Raw genomic sequence first — 18,027 nt, forward strand, 5'->3', positions numbered from 1 at the left:
GTCACAAGCGAGATCGCGGAAGCAGCGAAAGTTGCTACCGGCCCTAGCCAAAGACTATTACTCATAGTTTTCAACATTCACCGAAAGCGGCTTTTGATGCTTGAACGCATTGGACAAGCATGCCGCTTTGAAGCACTCGCGCACCGTATTGCCAGTCACGCCCGCCAGGGCTGTGCACATGGTATGCTCGCATAATTTTACTTTTCCGAGCAGGAGATATGAACAAGCCAAGAAGAAGGATTCTGTCGCAAAGATCGAAACGGGACAAAGGATGGCAGGAATCGCGTCGGCGTTCTAAGCCGTGAGGATGGTGAACTGCTCGGCGATTGAGGGCTGGGATTGTAGGCATACTGCGCCTGTCGTTTGCGCATCATGTGATCATCTCGATGCCAGACAGATAATTTTGGTCGCCTTCGCCTTGAAGCCGAGCATGGAGCTAATGCGACACCTGATCCGTCGATGATCCTGCTCAATGCGATTGTTGAGGTACTGGCTTTGGCGGGTGCGGATCGGCTTCAGCGATCGCCGCGATCGATCCTGCAAACGGCTTTCAGCATCGGAGGGAAGGATCGCCTCGTGATTTGTCTGGCTGCCGTCGATGAGGATGCGATCCGGCCGGCCATGGCGCTCAAGGGCCTTGCGGAGGAAGCGTTTGGCTGCCGGCAGGTCACGGTTTTCGCTGAAGAAGAACTCGACCGTGTCGATGGCGCGGTAGAGATACATCCACTTGCCGTGGACCTTGATGTAGGTCTCGTCCGCGTGCCACTTGCCGGTGACGGTCCGCTTGCGCCGGTTGAAGCACTCCGGCAGCTGCGGCGAGAAGTGCATGACCCGGCGATACACGGTGGAGTGATCGACGTTCAAGCCGCGCTCGGCCATCTCTTCGCGAAGGCTGAGCTTGTACATCAGGTGCCACCGTACGCACAGCTGGATCACCGACTGGTCGAAATGGCGGCCCTTGAACATCACATACTCCTCCAAAGCTGAGGGCGTTCTATGCCATAGTCCGCCTACCGAAAGGTTTGCGACAGAGCCAGTCGACACGCGCCGTCCGACGCACCTTTCATGGCATTAATTTGTATTATAGTATGAGTAAAGAGAAAAGTATGAAAGGCTATTTTTTCAGGGCTTCCAGCGAGTGCAACGTGTTCGCCAACGCCTTCTCGACCAGCAGTTTCATTCGCGCATGGGCCAGGGCGGCGTCTTGCGCGATAATCGCCTGGAGCACCCCTTTGTGATCGGGAAGCGAATCCTCGTGGGCGTCGGGAAAAGCGGTCAAGGTCAGCCGGACCGACCAGCGCATGGTTGATTCGATGACGCTCGAGAGCGCGAACAAAGGCTCATTCCGGGTCGCCCTCAGCAACGCACGATGGAAGGCAAGATCCGATTCGAGTCCTTCGGCCGAGCCTATTCGGACATGCTCGAGGCTCGAGAGCGCACTTGCCATGGTCCCAATGTCGAGATCATCGCGCCGCAGCGCTGCAAATGCGGCGGCCGCCGGCTCCATCACCTCGCGAATTTCGAATAGAGAAACGATGAGATCGTAGCTTGGCTCGGATTCGAGATGCCAGGCGAGAACATCGGGATCAAGGAGGCTCCATTTCGAGCGTGGACAGACTTTTGTGCCCGTCTTGGGCCTTGTTTCGACGAGCCCCTTTGCAACGAGCGTCCTAATACCCTCGCGATAGGCAGTTCGCGAAACCGATAGCGAGGCGCTGAGCTCATCCTCGTTTGGCAGCGTCTCACCTGGCTGGAGTCGACCAGTGATAATCAAGATCGCCAGCTTGTGAGCTACAGAGCCATTGAGGCGTCGGTTGGCTTCCATCGTTCGCGATCCCCCGAAAACGTCTCTGCTCGCCCGTTTCTCAACCATCGACACATTGTGCTCCTGCGCCTCGTTCTTCACGTAACCGGTCCTTATAGTATTAGGATTCGGCAAATGCACGCACCCGATCATCGGGCAATAGCGCAACGCATTTGACTCAATACCCATACTATAATAGTAATATGAGCGAGCGGATTCCGTAGCGGTCCTGCATCGCGCATGGATCGCCGCGAACGGCGGCGAACTCAAGGGAGGGTGCAGAATGTCGAAGGGCCTTAAATTTGTCGCGGTACTTGTCGCCGCGATAAGCATCGCCGACGGCGCGCCAGCAGCCGATCCCGTCACAATCACCTTCTCAGACTGGAAACTGTCCGAAACGCCCTGGATCAGGTAATCGGTCAGGCGATGGCGGAGTTGGAGTATGTCTTCGACGCCGCGACGGGCAAACGAGTCAGTTGACCTCCGGTGGGAAAGCCCAGCATCGGAATTCGCACTTGAGGAGATGTACAATGGTGGACGTCCAAACTCACGACAGCGTCATCGGATTCGTCGGCCTCGGGCCAATGGGGCGCGGCATGGCGCGCAACATCGTCAGCAAGGGCGGTCATCTCATCGTGCTCGGGCACAAACGGCGCGCGCCGGTCGAAGAGTTGATTGGCCTCGGAGCAAGCGAAGCGGGCTCAGCGGCTGAACTAGGAAGGCAATGTGACGTGGTCTTTCTATGCCTGCCGTCGTCACGGCAGGTCGAGGAGATCGTGCTAGGCGCAGGCGGTCTGGCCGAGAGCTTAGGGACGGGTTCGCTGCTGATCGACTGCACGACATCGGAGCCGGGTTCGACCCTGAAGATCGCCGCTATTCTGGCGGCGAAGGGCATTCGCTTCATCGACGCGCCGCTGACGCGCACTTCGCGCGACGCCGACGCCGGCAGGTTGAACGTGTTAGTCGGAGGAGCTGAGGCTGACATCAAGGCGGCAAAACCCTTCATTGCATACTTCGCCGAAAACATCTTCCCGATTGGTCCCATCGCGTCGGCACACAAGCTCAAGTTGATCAACAATTTCATGACCATCGGGTGCTCGGCCGTGGTCATCGAGGCGGTGGCGGCGGCTCGCAAGCTCGGCGTTGATACCCAGGCGCTCTTCAAGGTTGTCAGTGTCGGTGGGGCCAATAGCGGCGCGTTCCAGATGATCATGCCCTGGGTCAACGAGCGCGAGATGAAGTTCCAGTTCTCGGTCGCCAACGCGGCCAAGGACATTGGCTATCTGGCAGCGGCGACCGAGCCTGGCGTGATGGGCCGCGCCGTCGCCACCGTCATGGCCGACGCCATCGCCGCTGGGCTCTCCGAGGCGGCCATCCCGCAACTGACGGACGAGCCGCGGCCGAGCGCGAGAGGGCGCGAACTGATGCTGGGTGACTAGATTCGCCGACCGTTAATTAAGAGCCCGTTGGGGAATTGGTTCAGTGGCTGATTCTGCGCATCAAAAGACTGCCCACGGCGAGGTTTGCGCCGTATCGATACCGAGGCCGGCTTCAAGGCGCTGCTCAGGTGTTGCATGGTCGAAAGAACGTTCGGCTGGCTCATACGTTGGCGCCGCCTCGTGCGCGACTACAAACGACGCATCGACGTCTCCGTAGTCATGATCCACTTCGATGACGAATCGAGGAAAACGGCCGTGTCCAGCAATTGCCCGATCGTAGGCGCGGTCGGCGGAAAGATGCTTGATGCATGGGCAGCGATTGCGGGTAGCGTCGAGGTGCGCGCCGGCGCTGTCAGAGATTTCGGCCGGCCTGTGATTGACCATCAGCAGCCGCCCGTCAGTGTCGACCGCGATGTGGCGCTTGCGTCCGGTTGCCTTGTTGGTCGCATCATAGCCTCGCTAGGCGCCCGGCGCATCTGCCTTGACGGTCTGGCTGCCGAGAATACCGGGGCTCGAGTTGGCTTCGCGCCACGCCCGCTCGCGGTCATCCATCAGGGCGATGTTGTGGATAGTGCAACGCAGCATCAGCCGTACAAAGCGCCGGAACAACCAGTAGACCGCCGGCCAGGGCGGAAAGTCCCTCGGAAGCAATCGCCAGCCGCCGCCCGCGCGCGTTACGTAGCGGATCGCCTTGAGAACTTCGCGCAGGTCAACGCTCTGCCTACGTCCTCGCTCGGCTGGTTTCGGCAGCAATTGCAACTCGCTCACATTCCTCATTGGCGATATTGGTCAGATTGCGCTTCGTCTTCCGTCGGTTCGATCGCGCAGCCTATTACGCGGCAGGGGAGCCACACATGACAAAATCATTTGATTTTGGAAATGAACCTCGCCAGGACGAGCTTTCAAGCTTGGTTGCAAAAGAGGTCCAGCGCGTTCTGGCTCAGCACGAGGAGGTTATAAAGGAAAGGACTTCAATCTCATCGCATATGGGGACTGGCAATATCACTGCCGCCGATTCACTTTATGCAAGGCGCCCGCAAGGGATTCATGACGATTTGACCGCCCTGGCCTCCGAATTTGTTCGGAGGCTCGCCCGTGAGGCGAATTCGCTCACGGGACGAACCGAGGTCACGCATGGGTGCGCAGTAAAAGTGCGGGATCAGCAAAGCGATTGCCTGCGCATTGAAGATTGGGCGGGTCAGGTTGCAGGGCCCACATATCTGGAAGAACACTTCGGCATACCGCGATCGACATTGCATTGGTGGCAACGGCACAATGATGTAGTTGCGTTGCGGAAAGGCGCGCGCAAGCATGTGTTCCCCTTGGCTCAGTTCATCGACGGCAGGCCTGCACCGGGGATACGACAAGTGCTCTCCTTGATCCCCAATCCCAGACCGGCATGGCTTTGGCTGACCTCCCCTTCACCTCGGCTTGATGGCCGAATTCCGATAGAGATGCTCCGGCAAGATCTGGCTGCAGAAGTCATCTTGGCCGCACGAGACTTTTCCTCGACATGAAGTCCAATTGACGAAACCACTGCAAATCCGTGCACCGCGGCAATCGGTTCGTCCCCTTTGTGAGCCTGCGAAAGCCCATTGAGGGTCGCGCGCGCCACTACGCGCTGCGCAATGTATTTTGCAGTATCGTACGAAATGTCCAGCTTGTGCTGTTTGTATAGTTTGCGCAAATTGCACAGTATATATTTGATTTTCGTGACTTAATTGCAACTGTTGGCGTATATATCTCTGCGTCGCACGCAGCATATATTGCATTATTCAATATCGCGGATAGCGTCAAACTGCGAAGAAGCAGCGCGACGCGCATCTTTTTCGATCCTGGGGAATGGGGAGGGATGCGTCTTTCAGCAAAGAAGATGCCCTGGCCCTTTTTTTAATCTTTTGACTGGAGATAAAAATGAAAATCAAGAGCCTTCTTCTCGGCTCCGCTGCGGCTTTGGCCGCGGTCACCGGCGCGCGCGCCGCTGACGCGGTGGTCGTCGCCGAGCCCGAACCTGCCGAATACGTCAAGATCTGCGACGTCTATGGCGCCGGTTACTTCTACATCCCTGGCACCGAAACCTGCCTGCGCATCGGCGGCTATGTCCGCTACGACATCGCTGGTGGTGACGTCGGCTCATACGATGGTGCAAGGACCCACGACGTGCAGGACGGCAGCGACCAGCCTACCTGGCGCAAGAACGCCCGCTTCAACCTAAAGACTTGGACGGCCCAGGAAACCGAGCTCGGCACGCTGAAGACTTACACGGAAACTCGCATCAACTTCGGCAACCGGAACAACTATTCTGGCCCGGATAGCCCGCAGAATTATGCCTACAACAAGGGCGTTACACTGAACTTCGCCTGGATCCAACTCGGTGGACTGCGCGTCGGCAAGGACGAATCGGCCTTTGATACGTTCATCGGCTACGCCGGCAACGTCATCAACGATACGCTGGTTCCCTATGGCGACTTCGACACCAACGTCGTCCAGTACTATTTCGACGCCGGCAATGGTTTCTCGGCCGTGGTCTCGCTCGAAGAAGGCTCCGGCGTGGTCGGCACCATCGACAGCTATGTTCCGCATGTCGTCGGCGGCGTGAAGTACACGCAGGGCTGGGGCGCCATCACCGGCGTCGTGGGTTACGACAGCAACTACGAAGAAGTGGCAGGCAAGGTTCGCTTGGATGTCAAGCCGATGGACAACCTGTCCCTGTTCATCATGGGCGGCTACGGCTCCGACGACAACCTCAACGACGACGCGGGCAATGTCATCGACGCGCACGGTCGCGGCTTCTACAAGCAATGGAGCGGAAACTGGGCAATCTGGGGCGGCGGTACCTACACCATCAACGAGAAGACCTCGTTCAACGCTCAGCTCTCCTATGACGAAGGCGAGAATTTCGGCGTCGCCGCCAACATTGCCTATGAAATCGTCAAGGGCCTCAAGATCACCGCCGAAGTCGACTACCTGCACGTTGGCGAAGACACCGTCACCAACTGGACCAAGGCCGACAAGGAAAACAACATCGGCGGCATCCTGCGCTTCCAGCGCTCGTTCTGACGGTTCGCATCGTTGGAGCATGGCGCCCGCAGCATACGATTGCGGGCGCTAGACCGTCCGTCGAGCCGGGGTTGGCTCGGCGGTATGCGCAAAAGTGCTCTTCGGCGGCTCCTTTCGAAGTGCCTAGGTCCGCACCTCCAGGATCGAAGCCTGCCGCCGATGCGAAGGGCGCCCTTGACCAAGGCGCCCTTCATCCTAGAGCCAGCGGCTTGGGACTTTCACTGTCATTCGTCATTCTTGATTGCTGAAAATGGATGATGGAGATGGTTGCCGGAGAACCGAATGACGTGCGATTGAGAAATGTCGACGGCCAATGGAGTTTCTATGTCGTCGAGAATGGCAAAGTAGCTCGGCATCTATTTAACGCTGAAGCCGTTGCCGAGAGCTACGCCGAAGGCCAGCGAATTAGGCTGGCCTGCTGGAAGGCCACCGATCAGTTGACAAGCGTTGAACCTAGCCCATTTAATGGACGGCGATGAGCTTTCGGCGGCCTTGCTGCGTGTTTTTAACACGCCTCATCAGGCGCCGGCAGTCGATCCGTCGTGATGGAAGGCGGGGGGGCAGGTTGAGGTCCGGCGGGTTCGTTTCGGGGCGTTGCGCCCCATCGTTATGTCGCGAGAACAATGCCGTTGCCTCACTCGGATGTTCTCGATTGCCTCACTGATTGTTCCCGAGATTTAGCCTCTGCCGATCCTGTGTTGCTCGGGGATGATCTCACTGCGCGACCGTCGCGCGCCGCCTCGACCTTTTGCAACTGCTCCAGGATCAGCTCAAGCCGGTCGAGCTCACGCACAACCTGTGCCTTCAGGTGGAAAGGTAAGGCGCGACCATCACCCGTTTGCAGATCCTCGAGCCTGGCGCGCCGGTCGCGACGCAGCGGCTCATAGTCACCGACACCCTGGGCGAACAGCAGCCCCTTGATCCGGTTGACGTGCTCCACCCGCTCGGCGATCAGCGTCTTGCGCTCCCGGCAGATTCGGCGGCGATCCTCTTCCTCGGGGCTCGGCGGCTTGACCATGGAACAGACCCTCGGCTCGCCGCGCTTGTAGGCCAGCAAGGTCCGTACCAGGGTCTCGCCGTCGATCTTCGGTCTTCGCCCGCCGGCGTCGCCGAGACACCAGGATCGAGGCGGCGTCGACCACGTGGCTCTCGATCGCTTCGCCCTGAAGCACCCGATGGATCCAGAAGCCGTCTAGTCCAGCCTCTTGGATGACGATAATCCGGAAGCGCTCGCCGGTTCGTGCCGGAGCGGCCTATTCCGGCCGATTTGCAACCTGTTGCATTGTCGTCTCCAGAATGAGTGGGTTTAAGCAACGCCATTCTGCCTGACGGCAGGTCGCTATCCACCAGCCCATAGGATCTTGGGACAATGCCGGTTGCGGCAGGAGTTGTAGGTGATCCGCCATTGCCCGCAGTCCTCGCAAGCCTCGACGTGACCGCCAAGGGCTGCGGTGCGGCAATACTCGATCGCCGACATGACCTTGAGCTGGGCGAGGCTCAGGTGACCTGCATGGGCGGCCCGGTAAGCGGGTCCGGCAGCACGGAAGATGTCGGCGACCTCGATCGAGGCGCGCACGGCTCAGATGTCGGGCGAGACCTCTCCCGGCTTGAACAGCCCGAGCTTGCCGAGCGGGCTCGTCACGGCACGCACCGTCCGGGTCGCCACCTTCGCGTAAAGGGCGGTGTTGTTGAGCTTGGCATGCCCGAGCAGCCACGAGGTCATACTGCTCACTTTCTATGTCATTGAAAATCAAAGCGCTGTTGGGCGGGATCGGCTGTTAGCGGAGGCTGCGGGGCATTCTGCATACGATAGGCGGCGATATCCGCCGCCTTGAATGCCCAAGGCGCGCCATAGCACACTTGCCGCCCTTTGATGATGCCGAGGCGGGCCATGCGCAGCGCCGTCATCATGCTCACATCCATGATTTGCGCGGCCGCTTCAAGCGTAATCTCGCCCCGCTCAGCCCATTCGCGCGCGCGGTGGACGGCAATGTCGTGATGGCTGCGGAACGAACAGACCCGCGCCTGGGTCCAGCCATTGCCTCGCCCTGTCGGCTTACCGGCGCGATTGAGGAGCCGCGCGATCTGGCGGTCGGGCATCAGGCGCGCCAGCTCGCGGACCAGCGTCAAAGTATCCTCGGGGACTGTCCAGCGGTGCTTGCCGGCGGCGTTCATCTTGAGCTTCAATGCCGTGTGGTCCCCTCCCTGCCAATGCAGGACCATCTTGATGACACCACCTTCGATGCGGACGACGATCTCGCTCAAGGCTGCGCGAACGATCTCTTGCGCGTCGCAGATGTTGCTGCCGGGTGTGACCAGGCGAGATCCAGATCGGCGCCGAGCCGCATCAGCTGGTCTCGTTCTTTCTCTCCCAGCGGAGATGGTCTTCTCGCCTCGAGTGCGGCAATCTCGCCATCGATCTGGTGCACGGCTTCAAGCGCCTTGTTCCAGCGGCGCTCCAGCTCGCCAGCGACCAGACGATTGGCAGGGTCGACAGCATCGTTGCTGACGCGCATGGGCAGCCTCGTAACGCGCCCGCTGCAGTGCCAGCTCGAGCTGCCTTTGTGCCGCTGACGTCTCGCTCGCTTGAGCCTCTAGGGCCTTGGTTGCGGCGTCGATACCGAGCGGCTTCAAGGCGCCAAGAACTGCGGCGCCGATAGCCTGATCGACGTGCAAGCCGCCAAACGAAATGCACCGCTTGGTGCCATGATTGACTAGCCCACCCTCGCAGTGATAGCGCCCCGCCCTGCCGCCATAGGCGACATACATCTTGCGGCCGCAATGACCACAACGCAGAAGCCCCGCGAGAAGCAATCCCCCGCGCCGTACCGCTCCTCTGGCGGTGGCGCTGCCTTTGCCGGTCGCGTTATTGGCAATCACCTGTTGGTTCCTCTCGAACTCGCTCCACGTAATGTAGCCTTCGTGCTGGTCCTTGAGCAGGACGTCCCATTCCATCTGAGGACGCCGCAGCCCGCGCCGCACGCGCTTGCGGCCCTCCTCAATGATGACCTTGCTTGTCGTGCGCCCGAAAGCATAGGCGCCCGCATAGACGGGGTTGGTCAGAACGTTGTGCACAGTACTGTAGAGCGGCAGCTTCCAGGCGATGAGGCGCCCCTCTAAATCATGCGACTTAACGGGCAATGCGATGCCTTCGTCTCTGAGCCAGACATGGACCTGCCGCACCGCAGATCGCCCCCAGGAGCCGCTCGAAACCTGGTCCATTGATGCCGCCGCCGGAGCGGCCGAGATCATCGTCGATGACTTCGATCGTGGCCCAGCCGAACTGCCGAGCGCGATCGGCGAGCCCNGGAGCGGCCGAGATCATCGTCGATGACTTCGATCGTGGCCCAGCCGAACTGCCGAGCGCGATCGGCGAGCCCGTATTGCCGGCGCTGGCTCTCCTGATTGTGCTTAAGCTGATCGGCCGTCGACTGACGGATATAGACGTACGCGCTGCGCGCAAGATGCTCAGCCGTGATCTTGGTCATTTGCGATCTCCGCGTTTGCTAGTGCCATCGCGATCTCGCGCAGCAGGGTCTCCACCAGCATCGCCAACTCGGTCTCCTGGGCGGGTGTCAGCACAACGCTTGGCTCGCCCACTTCGAACAGGCTTGGTTGGGGGCTTTCGAATTGGCGCTTCATTCGGATCTTTCTCCGTCGTTGAGTCGGACTGGAGAAATCCTAAAAGCGCATCGATCTCGGCGCGCAGAGATTGCAAGGCCCCAAGGGAAAACCGCGGCTCAGCCGATGCCTTGAAGTGTGTCGCCGCCTCGCGCATNTTTCGTCGGACTGGAGAAATCCTAAAAGCGCATCGATCTCGGCGCGCAGAGATTGCAAGGCCCCAAGGGAAAACCGCGGCTCAGCCGATAGCTTGAAGTGTGTCGCCGCCGCGCGCCGGTATGCAGGCAAGGGAGCCGTCAGGCTGCGGAATGACCACCAACCCGGTTCCACGGTAGGCATAGCGCCTCAGAATGAGCACCGTCTCACCGCAGCGCGGATGAAATGGATAGTAAATTCGCCCTTCTTCAGGCTGTTGACGGGCAGTTTGTCGTTGTTTTGAGCAGCACCTGAATAATGCGAATGTCGGTGCCGTTCTCCAGCAAATGAGTTGCGAAGCTGTGCCTGAGCGTGTGGACCGTCACACGCTTATCTATGCCGGCGGCCGCACGCGCCGAGCGGCAGGCCGAGTACAGCACCTGCACGTCAATGGGGCGATTTGCATCCCGGCCCGGAAACAGCCAGCCCTGCGGCTTCGCCAGCCGCCAATAGACCCGCAGGATGCTCAGAAGTTGCGCCGACAGCATCACCGTGCGGTCCTTGCTGCCCTTGCCGTGCTCGACCCGGATCACGCCGCGTCCGCTGTCGATGTCGCCGACCTTCAGTCCGACAGTCTCCGAAGCGCGAAGGCCCGCGGCATAGGACCGTCGTCAGGGCGGTGCGCGTCTTCAGGCTCGGCACCGCCTCGAGAAAGCGGACAACCTCGTCAGCGCTGAGAACCACCGGCAGCGTGCGTGGCGCGCGGGCATAGGCGATCCGTTCAGGGATCTCGGCATGACCAAACGTCACGCCGTAAAAGAACCGCAGCGCGCACGCCGTCTGGTTCAGCGCTGGCCACGAGATTCCGGTAGAGACCAGATGCACCTGGAAGGCGCGAACGTCCTCCAGATCAAGCCGGTCCGGGGATCGGCCACAGTAGCGGGGAACTTCGCTACCGCGTGCACGTAGGATCGTCGCGTGGCCGGCGACAGATTGCGGATCGTCATATCCTCGATCATGCGCCGGCGAAGCGGGCTCAACTCGGCCATTTTATTGCTCCTGTTCTCAAGATTGCGCTTCAACAGCCGCAATCCTCTAAAACAGAAGCTTCACCCGCAAACCGACCCGCCAAGATATCGGGACGTCGACCACGCGGTTTAAGGCACTGCTGCCCATTCTATTGCCGGCGCTGGAACGCAATGGACATCTGAAGCTCGAAGAGGAAATCCGCCACAAGATCCTGTCGATGAGCGCCGCGACAATCGACCGCTTGCTCCAAATGCCGAGGCGCACCATGCGTACGAAAAAGAAGCCAAGGGTTGTGCCAGAGCCCCGGCGGCGCATCAAAATGCGCACCTTTGCTGACTGGAACGAGCCGCTTCCCGGCAGCATGGAAATGGACCTGGTCGCTCATTGCGGTGGAGTCAACCGAGGTAGCTACGTTCACAGCCTGGTTCTGACCGATATCGCGAGCGGATGGACGGAGGCCGCGCCCATCGTGGTCCGAGAAGGCACCCTCGTGGTCGAGACACTCGAGCGCATCCGCATGGGCTTGCCCTTTGCCCTGAGAGCGCTGGATGTGGACAATGGCAGCGAGTTCGTCAACAACAGGCTGATCGAATATTGCCTTGGTCACGGCATCGAACTCACGCGCTCGCGGCCCTACCGTAAGAACGACCAAGCGTGGATAGAGCAGAAAAATGGCGCCGTTGTGCGGAAGCTCCTGGGTTATCGGCGCTTTGAGGGCTTGGCGGCGGCCAGAGCGATCACGCGCCTCTACGGGGCATCCAGGCTGTTTGTGAACTTCTTCCAGCCCTCGTTCAAACTGGCTGCCAAGCAGCGCGACGGCGCGAAGGTGGCCAACGCTATCATCCACCGCAGACGCCCTGCGAGCGTCTCCGGCAGGCGGAGGGTATCCCGATGGCCGCCAAGAGCAAGCTGCGCGAGATTGCCGCCGACCTCGATCCGCTTGAAACTTCTGGAGGAAATGCGAGCTGTGCAGGCTTATCTGGCGGCGGCTGACGGCGAAACACCACCACCGGCGACATCGGAGCCGCCCAACCTGGCCGCGTTCGTATCAAGCCTATCGAGCGCCTGGCATGCGGGCGAGATCCGTCCGACCTTCTCCGTCGAGGCCAAACCGCGTTAGCTGCGCAGTCTACAAAAGGTCTCGGCACAAACCCTTATTGCGGCTCCCACCGCCGCGCTCAAGCCGGTGATCCCACCCACCCCTGCCGCGACAGCCGCGAAGATGCAGGAGAAGCCGAAGCCGGTCTACGCCGAGACTGGCCAAGCCCGTGTCCAGGCGCTCCGCATAGTGTGGCCGATCGTTTGCCGCCGATTGGAGGAATTCCCCAACATCAACGCCACGCAGCTCTTCGAGGAGCTGTGTGTCCAGTTTCCAGGTCGATTTACCCGCAAGCAGTACAAAACACTCGTCCGACGGGTCAATCTGTGGCGCCAAGCAGCTCGCGCACGCGGTGTTGTCGTTGGGCCGAAGACGTATCGTCGGCTCAACGACAAGCCGCTTGCCGCAAACTCGATCGGAAGCTTCCCACAGCACAATCAAGGCGCCCCGAGCAGCCTCCTCATAGAGCGATGGGCGTTGACGGGTCTGCCGGTGCCTCGGCTCCGGGTGGCTGTTCAGGACGCGGATTGCGGACTTTTCGTGATACCCCGTCGCGGCGATGAACTCCTCCAAGATCCCTTGGTCGTCGCGGCCGCATAGCGACCCCTGACCGCATTGGCCAGTTCCATGCGCATGGCATGTGTCATCTTCGTCTTCATGATGCCTCCCTGATGGTGAAGGCATCATGGCGACATGCGCCTTCACGAGTAACATTTTAGGTGAGGCAACGAACCCGCGCGGTAACATTTTCCTTGAGGCAATGCGCAATTGGCTGTTTCGATAATCGCAAACGGGTTCGCGCATGGTTGCGGCGGGCCCGTGAAACGGATGGGATCGCCTGGTGATTGACGCCAGGCATAGTCGGTCAAAAGGTGGAAGTCCGCGAGCAGCCAGCGCTCAAAATGCTCCAGCTGCTGCCCACGGTCGCCGGATAGGATGGGACGGGCAGCGGATGCAAGCCTAAGCTTCTCCAGAAGCGCGGAAACGGCCGCTAAGTTTTCGGTCGGAAAGGTCGTCGGACGCTGAGCACGGAACTCCTGGGTAAACAACCGGAGTTCGTCCTCAGCGATGTTCAGGGGCTCAAGATGGCGCTCAAGTACCATGCGGACCAGGTCCTCGTGGGCGAAGGAGCGCACCGAAGCGTAAGTGAGACCGATAGAGGCCACACCACCTCCCAAAAGCCCAAGCACGACGCGTCTCGAAACCGTGATCATGCCGGATCCCTCCTCACGCGATGCGGCTCGCCGCCCTGAGAGAGAGAGCGGCGGCGGTCAGGCTAGGATTGGCACAGGAACAGCTCGGATAGGTGCTGGTGCCGACGACGACGAGGTTTCTCAGTTGATGGTGTATCATTTCGCGGTCGACCACGGAGTCGTCCGGACCGGTGCCCATCCGCAATGTGCCCTGCACATGCGACTCGGTCGGCCGGATGCCGCGATCGAAGATATTTTCGACCGGCAGCGGCTTGAGCAGCTCCGGCAGCCTTTCGAGCGCCTTGGCCATGCCGTTGACGGCGTAATCGGACGCGCCCCTGAAGCTGACGAAGGCGTTCTCATCCTTGTCGAGGATGACGCGGTTTTCCGGATCGAGCAGGTTTTCGGTGACGATGAACAGCGGCAGCGCTTGCCGGAGCCGCCCCTTCTCGGCCCGCATGCCGTGTTGCCAGCGGTTCTCGAAATAGACGAGCGCCGCTGCGTGCTCGGCGCGATGCGGACCGCCATAGAGGCCGAAATTCAGGCCGGTGGTGATGGTGCTACCGTCGAAATTTTCGACGCCGTCCAGATAGACCTCGAAGTTCCGGCCATAGGCTTCGTGCAGGCCGAGCCCGACGAACTCGCCGCCAAGTCCGGAGCGCAGCATGATCGCCGGGCTCTGGATGGCATTGGCGCCGAGTATGAAGAGGTCGGCGCTGACCGAATATTCCTTGCCGTCGCGCATGAAGGTAGTCGAACGGACCGAACCGCCGGCGTGGTCGAGCCGGCGCACCTCGGCGTCGAGGCAGACCGACACATCGGGATGCTCGAAGACGTGGATAAGGCCGTTGTTGAGGGTGAACTTGGCATCGACCGGGCAAAGCCAGCATCTGAAGTTGGCGCAGCACGACGTGCGCTGAGCAGTCGCCACGCGCGCCCGGGCGGTCGGCATGACGAAGTGCTGGTCCGGCTGCGCGGCCTTCATCATCCGGTCTGGCGTTGACATGCGATGCGGCGGCTGCGGAAAGGGCCGCGAGCGCGGCAGCATGCGGGCCATGTCGGGATCGCCAGAGATCGACATGATCTCCTCGGCGTCGCAGTAGAACGGCTCGAGCTCGTCATAGCTGAGCGGCCAATCGAGACCGATGCCGTAGAGGCTTTTCAGCCTGAAATCTTTCGGATGAAAGCGCGGCGTCTGCGCATACCAGCAGTTTGTTCCGCCCCCCAGGCCGATGGTGTAGTCCCACGGCTTGCTGGAGTTGCTGGAATAGGTACTGTCGTCCTGGACGTTGCTGTTTGAGCCGTGCTCAAGTTGCCAATCATGCGTATTGTGGCGCCCCCATTCGAGGACGAGAACGCGCGCTTTTCTTCTCCTGGAGAACTCGTGCAAGAAGAAGGTTGAACCGAAGCCGGAGCCGATCACGACAAGATCATAGTGCTCGCCGGCAACCTGTTGCGCTCGGATGTCAAATACCATTTATGGCCTCTTCGGCCGCTGACCCCTGCAGTTGACGCCGATGGCGGTGCGATCGGGCTACCTGCAGGTCAGCGAGACAATTTCAATGTTGCATCGCACTGTTACGCATGGCAAAATGTTTGCCACTTCCACGTTGGGTAGTTAGGCAACACTTTCTGCCGCGACCTCTCCAGTCTTTCAAAAGTCGTGCCGATTGCCAAAAATGAGATCTGAACTTCCTTTCCTCGTTATTTCAATAGGTTACGCGAACGGCTTGGTTCTGGTAGGTGGGTTGATGTTGTCATACACACGACAAATCGGCAGATACACTCCTGCCGAGCGGAGTTCCTGAAACTACCCGGCTCCCATTCGGGAGGCAGGCTAGTGTTCCGATGCTGACGTAGGATTCACAAATCGGCTCAGACCTGCGAGTCTGGGCCGATGAGAAAGATCGAACGGACCTTGATCAGCGGTGCTGATCGTGAACGCTTGGAGCGGCTGGTCGGGGACCGGAACACGCCCCAGAAAGTGGTTTGGAGAGCGCGGATCGTGCTTTTGGCAAGCGACGGGTTGACCGCTCGGGCGCGCCAACGAGCGCGATGGACTGGCGCAGGTTCTCCAGCCAGCGGTAGCTCTCCTTTGTCTCGATCGGCACGCGTGTGGGATTGACGTGCCGCTGAGCGCGAGCGTTCCCTTGAACTTCGTTCGTGTCCAGAACTTCGCCGCCGTCAGACCGAGGGGTGTGCGGTGAGGGTGACGGCTAGGCTCGAATGCATCAGCACCCCGCACAAGGTCAGCACATTGGGCTGCCCGGCCTTGTAACGCCCGGCGTTGATGGTCCTGGTGAAGCCGATTTTGCCCGGCTGCGCGCGGCTGTAGATGGATTCGGTCGTGTCCTGCAGGAGAAGGATCGGACCTTCGCTCGCCGCAACGCGCGCCGCGGTCGCGGCCAAATGGCCGGCGAGAACGCTATGTTCGGTCACACGCGGATTGTCAAAGAAGCGGTAGGCCGCCTTCGCCGCCGCCCAGTCGCCGCAGGCCGCCGGGATTGGTTTGCCCGGCGCAGCTGATATCTGATCCAGCAACCGTCGCAGCCGCCGGGCCAGACGCTTGTCGGGAAGGGCCGCCGCAGAAAGCTCTTCCTCCTGCCAAGCGGCTTCGCTGCTGCTGGTCTTGTGTCGCATCCGTGATTCGGCGTCACGGACAGAATCACGGCAGATACATACGGGGCAATAGGCCGGCCGACGATGTGGGTAATCGGAAGCCGGTCTGGGCCGCAGCGGGTGCGGTCTGCGCTAAGCTGTAGCGATGTGGAGATCGACACCGACAAGATTGATGATGCGGTCCTGGCGCTGCTTTGTAAGCGCGTAGGCATCCCCACGTAGCGTGCAGGCGGTTGATCGCTCATTTTCAGCATGAATCATGCGGAGAATCCTGTGAGCGACAGTATGAGCCATCATCGAACATTCGAGATTTTGACGGCGGAGCCTGTGCCGTCCCGACGCAAGCCGCGCCATCGGTCGGACGAAGAGAAGGCACGGGTTGTCGCCGAAGCCTTCTCGCCAGGGGGTAGTGTGTCGGCGGTTGCGCGTTCCGAGGGACTGGACCCCTCGCAGCTCTATGCTTGGCGCCGCAAGGCGCTTCGTCGGGCATGGTTGCGCCACTGACGGAGGCAGCGAGCAATCCGGCGAAGTTCACGCGCTTTGAAGCGGTGGGCAGCGACACGGTGGAAATCGTCATTGGCGTGCAGTGGTACGCGCCGGCGGCGATGTTGATCCCGATCGCCTGGCGAGGATCATCCGCGCGGTTCGCAAGGCATGATCGCTTCCGGTGTGGTGTTTACGTGTCGTGCCAGCCGGTCGACTTCCGCAAGGGCGCGGCATCTTTGATGGCGCTGGTCAGGGATGGCGGCCTGGACCCGTTCTCGGGGGCGCTTCACGTATTCCGTTCGAAGCGTGCGGACCGGGTTCGCATCGTGTGGTGGGACGGCAGCGGGGTTTGTCTTTATTCGAAGACTCTGGAAGATCACAGCTTCTGCTGGTCTGCGATATCGGCCGCGCGCATGCGTCTCGACCACGCCCAGTTGATGGCGCTTCTGGCCGGACTGGACTGGAAAAAGATCCGTCCGGCCAGGGTCAGGCGGCCGTTATCGACGGGCTGAAACCGGCCTGCGGCAAGATGAATCATGCGGCTGGAACGGTTGGGAAAGCGGCTGTTTTGTGCTCTGTTGCTTGCCATGGTTCTACCGGGTCTTGCCCTTCCCGACGACGTTGATGCGCTGAAGGCGATGATCCTTTCCATGGCTCGCGAGCAGGCTGCAAGCGAGGCCCGGATCGCAGTCGCCGGAGTTCGGATCGCAGCATCTGAGGCGGAGGTCGCCCGGCTGAAAGCTGTCGAGAAAAGCGCCAACGAGCGGATCGCCAATCTCACGTCGATCCTGAAAGTTTTACAGCGCACGCAACATGGCACGCGTTCCGAGCGGCTACGCCTGGCCATCGACGACGAGCAGGCCTCCTTTGCCTTCGAAGAGGTCGAGACCGGCCTTTCGGAAATCCGGAGCGAACTCGACCGCGCGGTCGGCAACAAGCCGAAGCGCGCCCCGCGTCCGCGCAAGGGCTTTGCTGCCCACCTCGAACGCATCGAGGAGGTCGTCGAGCCGGAAATCCCGGGCGACTGCGAGGGGCTGGAAAAGGTTCTGATCGGCGAGGACCGCTCCGAGCGACTGGACGTCGAGCCGCCGAAGTTCCGGGTCATCGTCACGCGCCGTCCCAAATACGCTTTCCGGGGCCGTGACGGCGTGGTCCAGGCTCTGGCGCCGGCGCACATCGTTGAAAGCGGCCTGCCGACGGAGCGGCTGCTCGCCTACATCGCCGTGTCGAAATACGCCGACGGCCTCCCGCTTTACCGGCAGGAGGCGATTTATCTGCGTGACGGTGTCGAGCTCAGCCGATCGCTGATGGCGCAGTGGCTGGGGCACCTGGGCTTCGAGTTGCAGATGCTCGCCGATTACATCCTTGAGTGCGTCAAGGAGGGCGAAAGGGTCTTCGCCGACGAGACGACCTTGCCCACCCTTGCCCCCGGTTCCGGGAAAACCACGAAAGCCTGGCTATAGGCCTACGCACGGGATGATCGACCCTATGGCGGAACCAGTCCGCCAATGGTTGCCTATCGTTTTGAAGACAGCCGAGGCG

15 protein-coding genes and 9 pseudogenes are annotated in these 18,027 nt (G+C 60.6%); 10 read left to right on the top strand and 14 right to left on the bottom strand.

The window, feature by feature from the left end; all coding sequences use genetic code 11:
* Positions 1-294: 294 nt before the first annotated feature.
* Positions 295-966, bottom strand: a pseudogene (locus X744_RS03685) (IS6 family transposase).
* A 148-nt stretch (positions 967-1,114) separates the two neighbouring features.
* Positions 1,115-1,906 carry a FadR/GntR family transcriptional regulator gene (locus X744_RS1000000174095; protein ID WP_245266837.1) on the bottom strand — a complete coding sequence of 264 codons (792 nt, stop codon included), beginning with the start codon at positions 1,904-1,906 and terminating at the stop codon, positions 1,115-1,117.
* A gap of 181 nt (positions 1,907-2,087) precedes the next feature.
* Between X744_RS1000000174095 and X744_RS1000000176100 the strand changes: the two genes are divergently transcribed.
* From X744_RS1000000176100 to X744_RS1000000175525, 3 genes and pseudogenes are all read left to right on the top strand, one after another.
* Positions 2,088-2,219 (top strand): hypothetical protein, encoded by a 132-nt coding sequence (locus tag X744_RS1000000176100; protein WP_023762346.1) that lies wholly within the window; start codon positions 2,088-2,090, stop codon positions 2,217-2,219.
* Positions 2,220-2,280: 61 nt separating this feature from the next.
* The gene (locus X744_RS143115) at positions 2,281-3,243 is read left to right on the top strand and encodes an NAD(P)-dependent oxidoreductase (protein WP_156938627.1); all 963 of its coding nucleotides are present in this window, start codon (positions 2,281-2,283) and stop codon (positions 3,241-3,243) included.
* A gap of 84 nt (positions 3,244-3,327) precedes the next feature.
* Positions 3,328-3,471 (top strand): annotated as a pseudogene (locus tag X744_RS1000000175525) (IS5/IS1182 family transposase); the annotation flags it as partial.
* A 42-nt stretch (positions 3,472-3,513) separates the two neighbouring features.
* On the opposite strand, the pseudogene X744_RS1000000175530 reads toward X744_RS1000000175525, so the two are convergent.
* Positions 3,514-3,996: pseudogene (locus X744_RS1000000175530) on the bottom strand (transposase); the annotation flags it as partial.
* Positions 3,997-4,097: 101 nt separating this feature from the next.
* Here X744_RS1000000175530 and X744_RS1000000172735 point away from each other — a divergent pair.
* Positions 4,098-4,760, top strand: coding sequence for an antitoxin Xre/MbcA/ParS toxin-binding domain-containing protein (locus X744_RS1000000172735; RefSeq protein ID WP_084025709.1), 663 nt, complete (start codon positions 4,098-4,100; stop codon positions 4,758-4,760).
* A gap of 397 nt (positions 4,761-5,157) precedes the next feature.
* Positions 5,158-6,303, top strand: a complete 1,146-nt coding sequence (locus X744_RS143110) for a porin (RefSeq protein WP_023762351.1) — start codon at positions 5,158-5,160, stop codon at positions 6,301-6,303.
* Between the two features lie 727 nt (positions 6,304-7,030).
* On the opposite strand, the pseudogene X744_RS01000000170295 reads toward X744_RS143110, so the two are convergent.
* The 7 genes and pseudogenes from X744_RS01000000170295 to X744_RS01000000170310 form a co-directional block, all read right to left on the bottom strand.
* Positions 7,031-7,523, bottom strand: a pseudogene (locus tag X744_RS01000000170295) (IS110 family transposase); the annotation flags it as partial.
* A 140-nt stretch (positions 7,524-7,663) separates the two neighbouring features.
* Positions 7,664-7,879, bottom strand: a pseudogene (locus tag X744_RS0138360) (transposase zinc-binding domain-containing protein); the annotation flags it as partial.
* A gap of 3 nt (positions 7,880-7,882) precedes the next feature.
* Positions 7,883-8,014, bottom strand: a pseudogene (locus X744_RS1000000174100) (integrase); the annotation flags it as partial.
* Positions 8,015-8,043: 29 nt separating this feature from the next.
* Positions 8,044-8,568 carry a hypothetical protein gene (locus X744_RS1000000171150; RefSeq protein WP_023762355.1) on the bottom strand — a complete coding sequence of 175 codons (525 nt, stop codon included), beginning with the start codon at positions 8,566-8,568 and terminating at the stop codon, positions 8,044-8,046.
* 168 nt (positions 8,569-8,736) lie between these two features.
* Complete coding sequence (locus X744_RS1000000174630) at positions 8,737-9,525, bottom strand: recombinase family protein (RefSeq protein ID WP_198032282.1); 789 nt, start codon at positions 9,523-9,525, stop codon at positions 8,737-8,739.
* A 246-nt stretch (positions 9,526-9,771) separates the two neighbouring features.
* The gene (locus X744_RS1000000174115; protein WP_023762358.1) at positions 9,772-9,945 is read right to left on the bottom strand and encodes a hypothetical protein; all 174 of its coding nucleotides are present in this window, start codon (positions 9,943-9,945) and stop codon (positions 9,772-9,774) included.
* A gap of 416 nt (positions 9,946-10,361) precedes the next feature.
* Positions 10,362-11,108 (bottom strand): annotated as a pseudogene (locus X744_RS01000000170310) (site-specific integrase); the annotation flags it as partial.
* A 131-nt stretch (positions 11,109-11,239) separates the two neighbouring features.
* On the opposite strand from X744_RS01000000170310, the gene X744_RS03665 reads away from it, so the two are divergent.
* A complete protein-coding gene (locus X744_RS03665; RefSeq protein WP_023762360.1) occupies positions 11,240-12,208 on the top strand; it encodes an ISNCY family transposase in 969 nt (322 codons plus the stop codon).
* A gap of 680 nt (positions 12,209-12,888) precedes the next feature.
* Here the strand turns inward: X744_RS03665 and X744_RS143105 are convergent.
* Both X744_RS143105 and X744_RS143100 read right to left on the bottom strand, forming a co-directional pair.
* Positions 12,889-13,401 (bottom strand): hypothetical protein, encoded by a 513-nt coding sequence (locus tag X744_RS143105; RefSeq protein WP_023762362.1) that lies wholly within the window; start codon positions 13,399-13,401, stop codon positions 12,889-12,891.
* 13 nt (positions 13,402-13,414) lie between these two features.
* Complete coding sequence (locus X744_RS143100; RefSeq protein ID WP_023762363.1) at positions 13,415-14,857, bottom strand: GMC family oxidoreductase; 1,443 nt, start codon at positions 14,855-14,857, stop codon at positions 13,415-13,417.
* Positions 14,858-15,277: 420 nt separating this feature from the next.
* Between X744_RS143100 and X744_RS1000000175535 the strand changes: the two are divergent.
* Positions 15,278-15,409 (top strand): annotated as a pseudogene (locus X744_RS1000000175535) (IS630 family transposase); the annotation flags it as partial.
* A 155-nt stretch (positions 15,410-15,564) separates the two neighbouring features.
* Here X744_RS1000000175535 and X744_RS01000000170320 read toward each other — a convergent pair.
* Together X744_RS01000000170320 and X744_RS1000000176105 are read right to left on the bottom strand one after the other, a co-directional pair.
* Complete coding sequence (locus X744_RS01000000170320) at positions 15,565-16,020, bottom strand: transposase DNA-binding-containing protein (RefSeq protein ID WP_023762364.1); 456 nt, start codon at positions 16,018-16,020, stop codon at positions 15,565-15,567.
* Between the two features lie 111 nt (positions 16,021-16,131).
* Positions 16,132-16,260 carry a hypothetical protein gene (locus X744_RS1000000176105; RefSeq protein WP_280948969.1) on the bottom strand — a complete coding sequence of 43 codons (129 nt, stop codon included), beginning with the start codon at positions 16,258-16,260 and terminating at the stop codon, positions 16,132-16,134.
* A gap of 24 nt (positions 16,261-16,284) precedes the next feature.
* Here X744_RS1000000176105 and X744_RS1000000175540 point away from each other — a divergent pair, with 24 nt between their 5' ends.
* The 3 genes and pseudogenes from X744_RS1000000175540 to X744_RS03650 all read left to right on the top strand — a co-directional run.
* Entirely contained in the window at positions 16,285-16,503 is a 219-nt protein-coding gene (locus tag X744_RS1000000175540) for a transposase (protein WP_245266840.1), read from the top strand.
* On the top strand, positions 16,488-16,997 hold the full coding sequence (gene tnpB / locus X744_RS0138390; RefSeq protein WP_023762366.1) for an IS66 family insertion sequence element accessory protein TnpB: 510 nt from the start codon (positions 16,488-16,490) through the stop codon (positions 16,995-16,997). Before X744_RS1000000175540 ends, tnpB begins: the two co-directional genes overlap by 16 nt.
* A gap of 75 nt (positions 16,998-17,072) precedes the next feature.
* Positions 17,073-18,023, top strand: a pseudogene (locus tag X744_RS03650) (transposase); the annotation flags it as partial.
* Between the last annotated feature and the right edge of the window lie 4 nt (positions 18,024-18,027).

It is taken from the genome of Mesorhizobium sp. LNHC252B00, from assembly GCF_000502955.1.
Classification (GTDB): domain Bacteria; phylum Pseudomonadota; class Alphaproteobacteria; order Rhizobiales; family Rhizobiaceae; genus Mesorhizobium.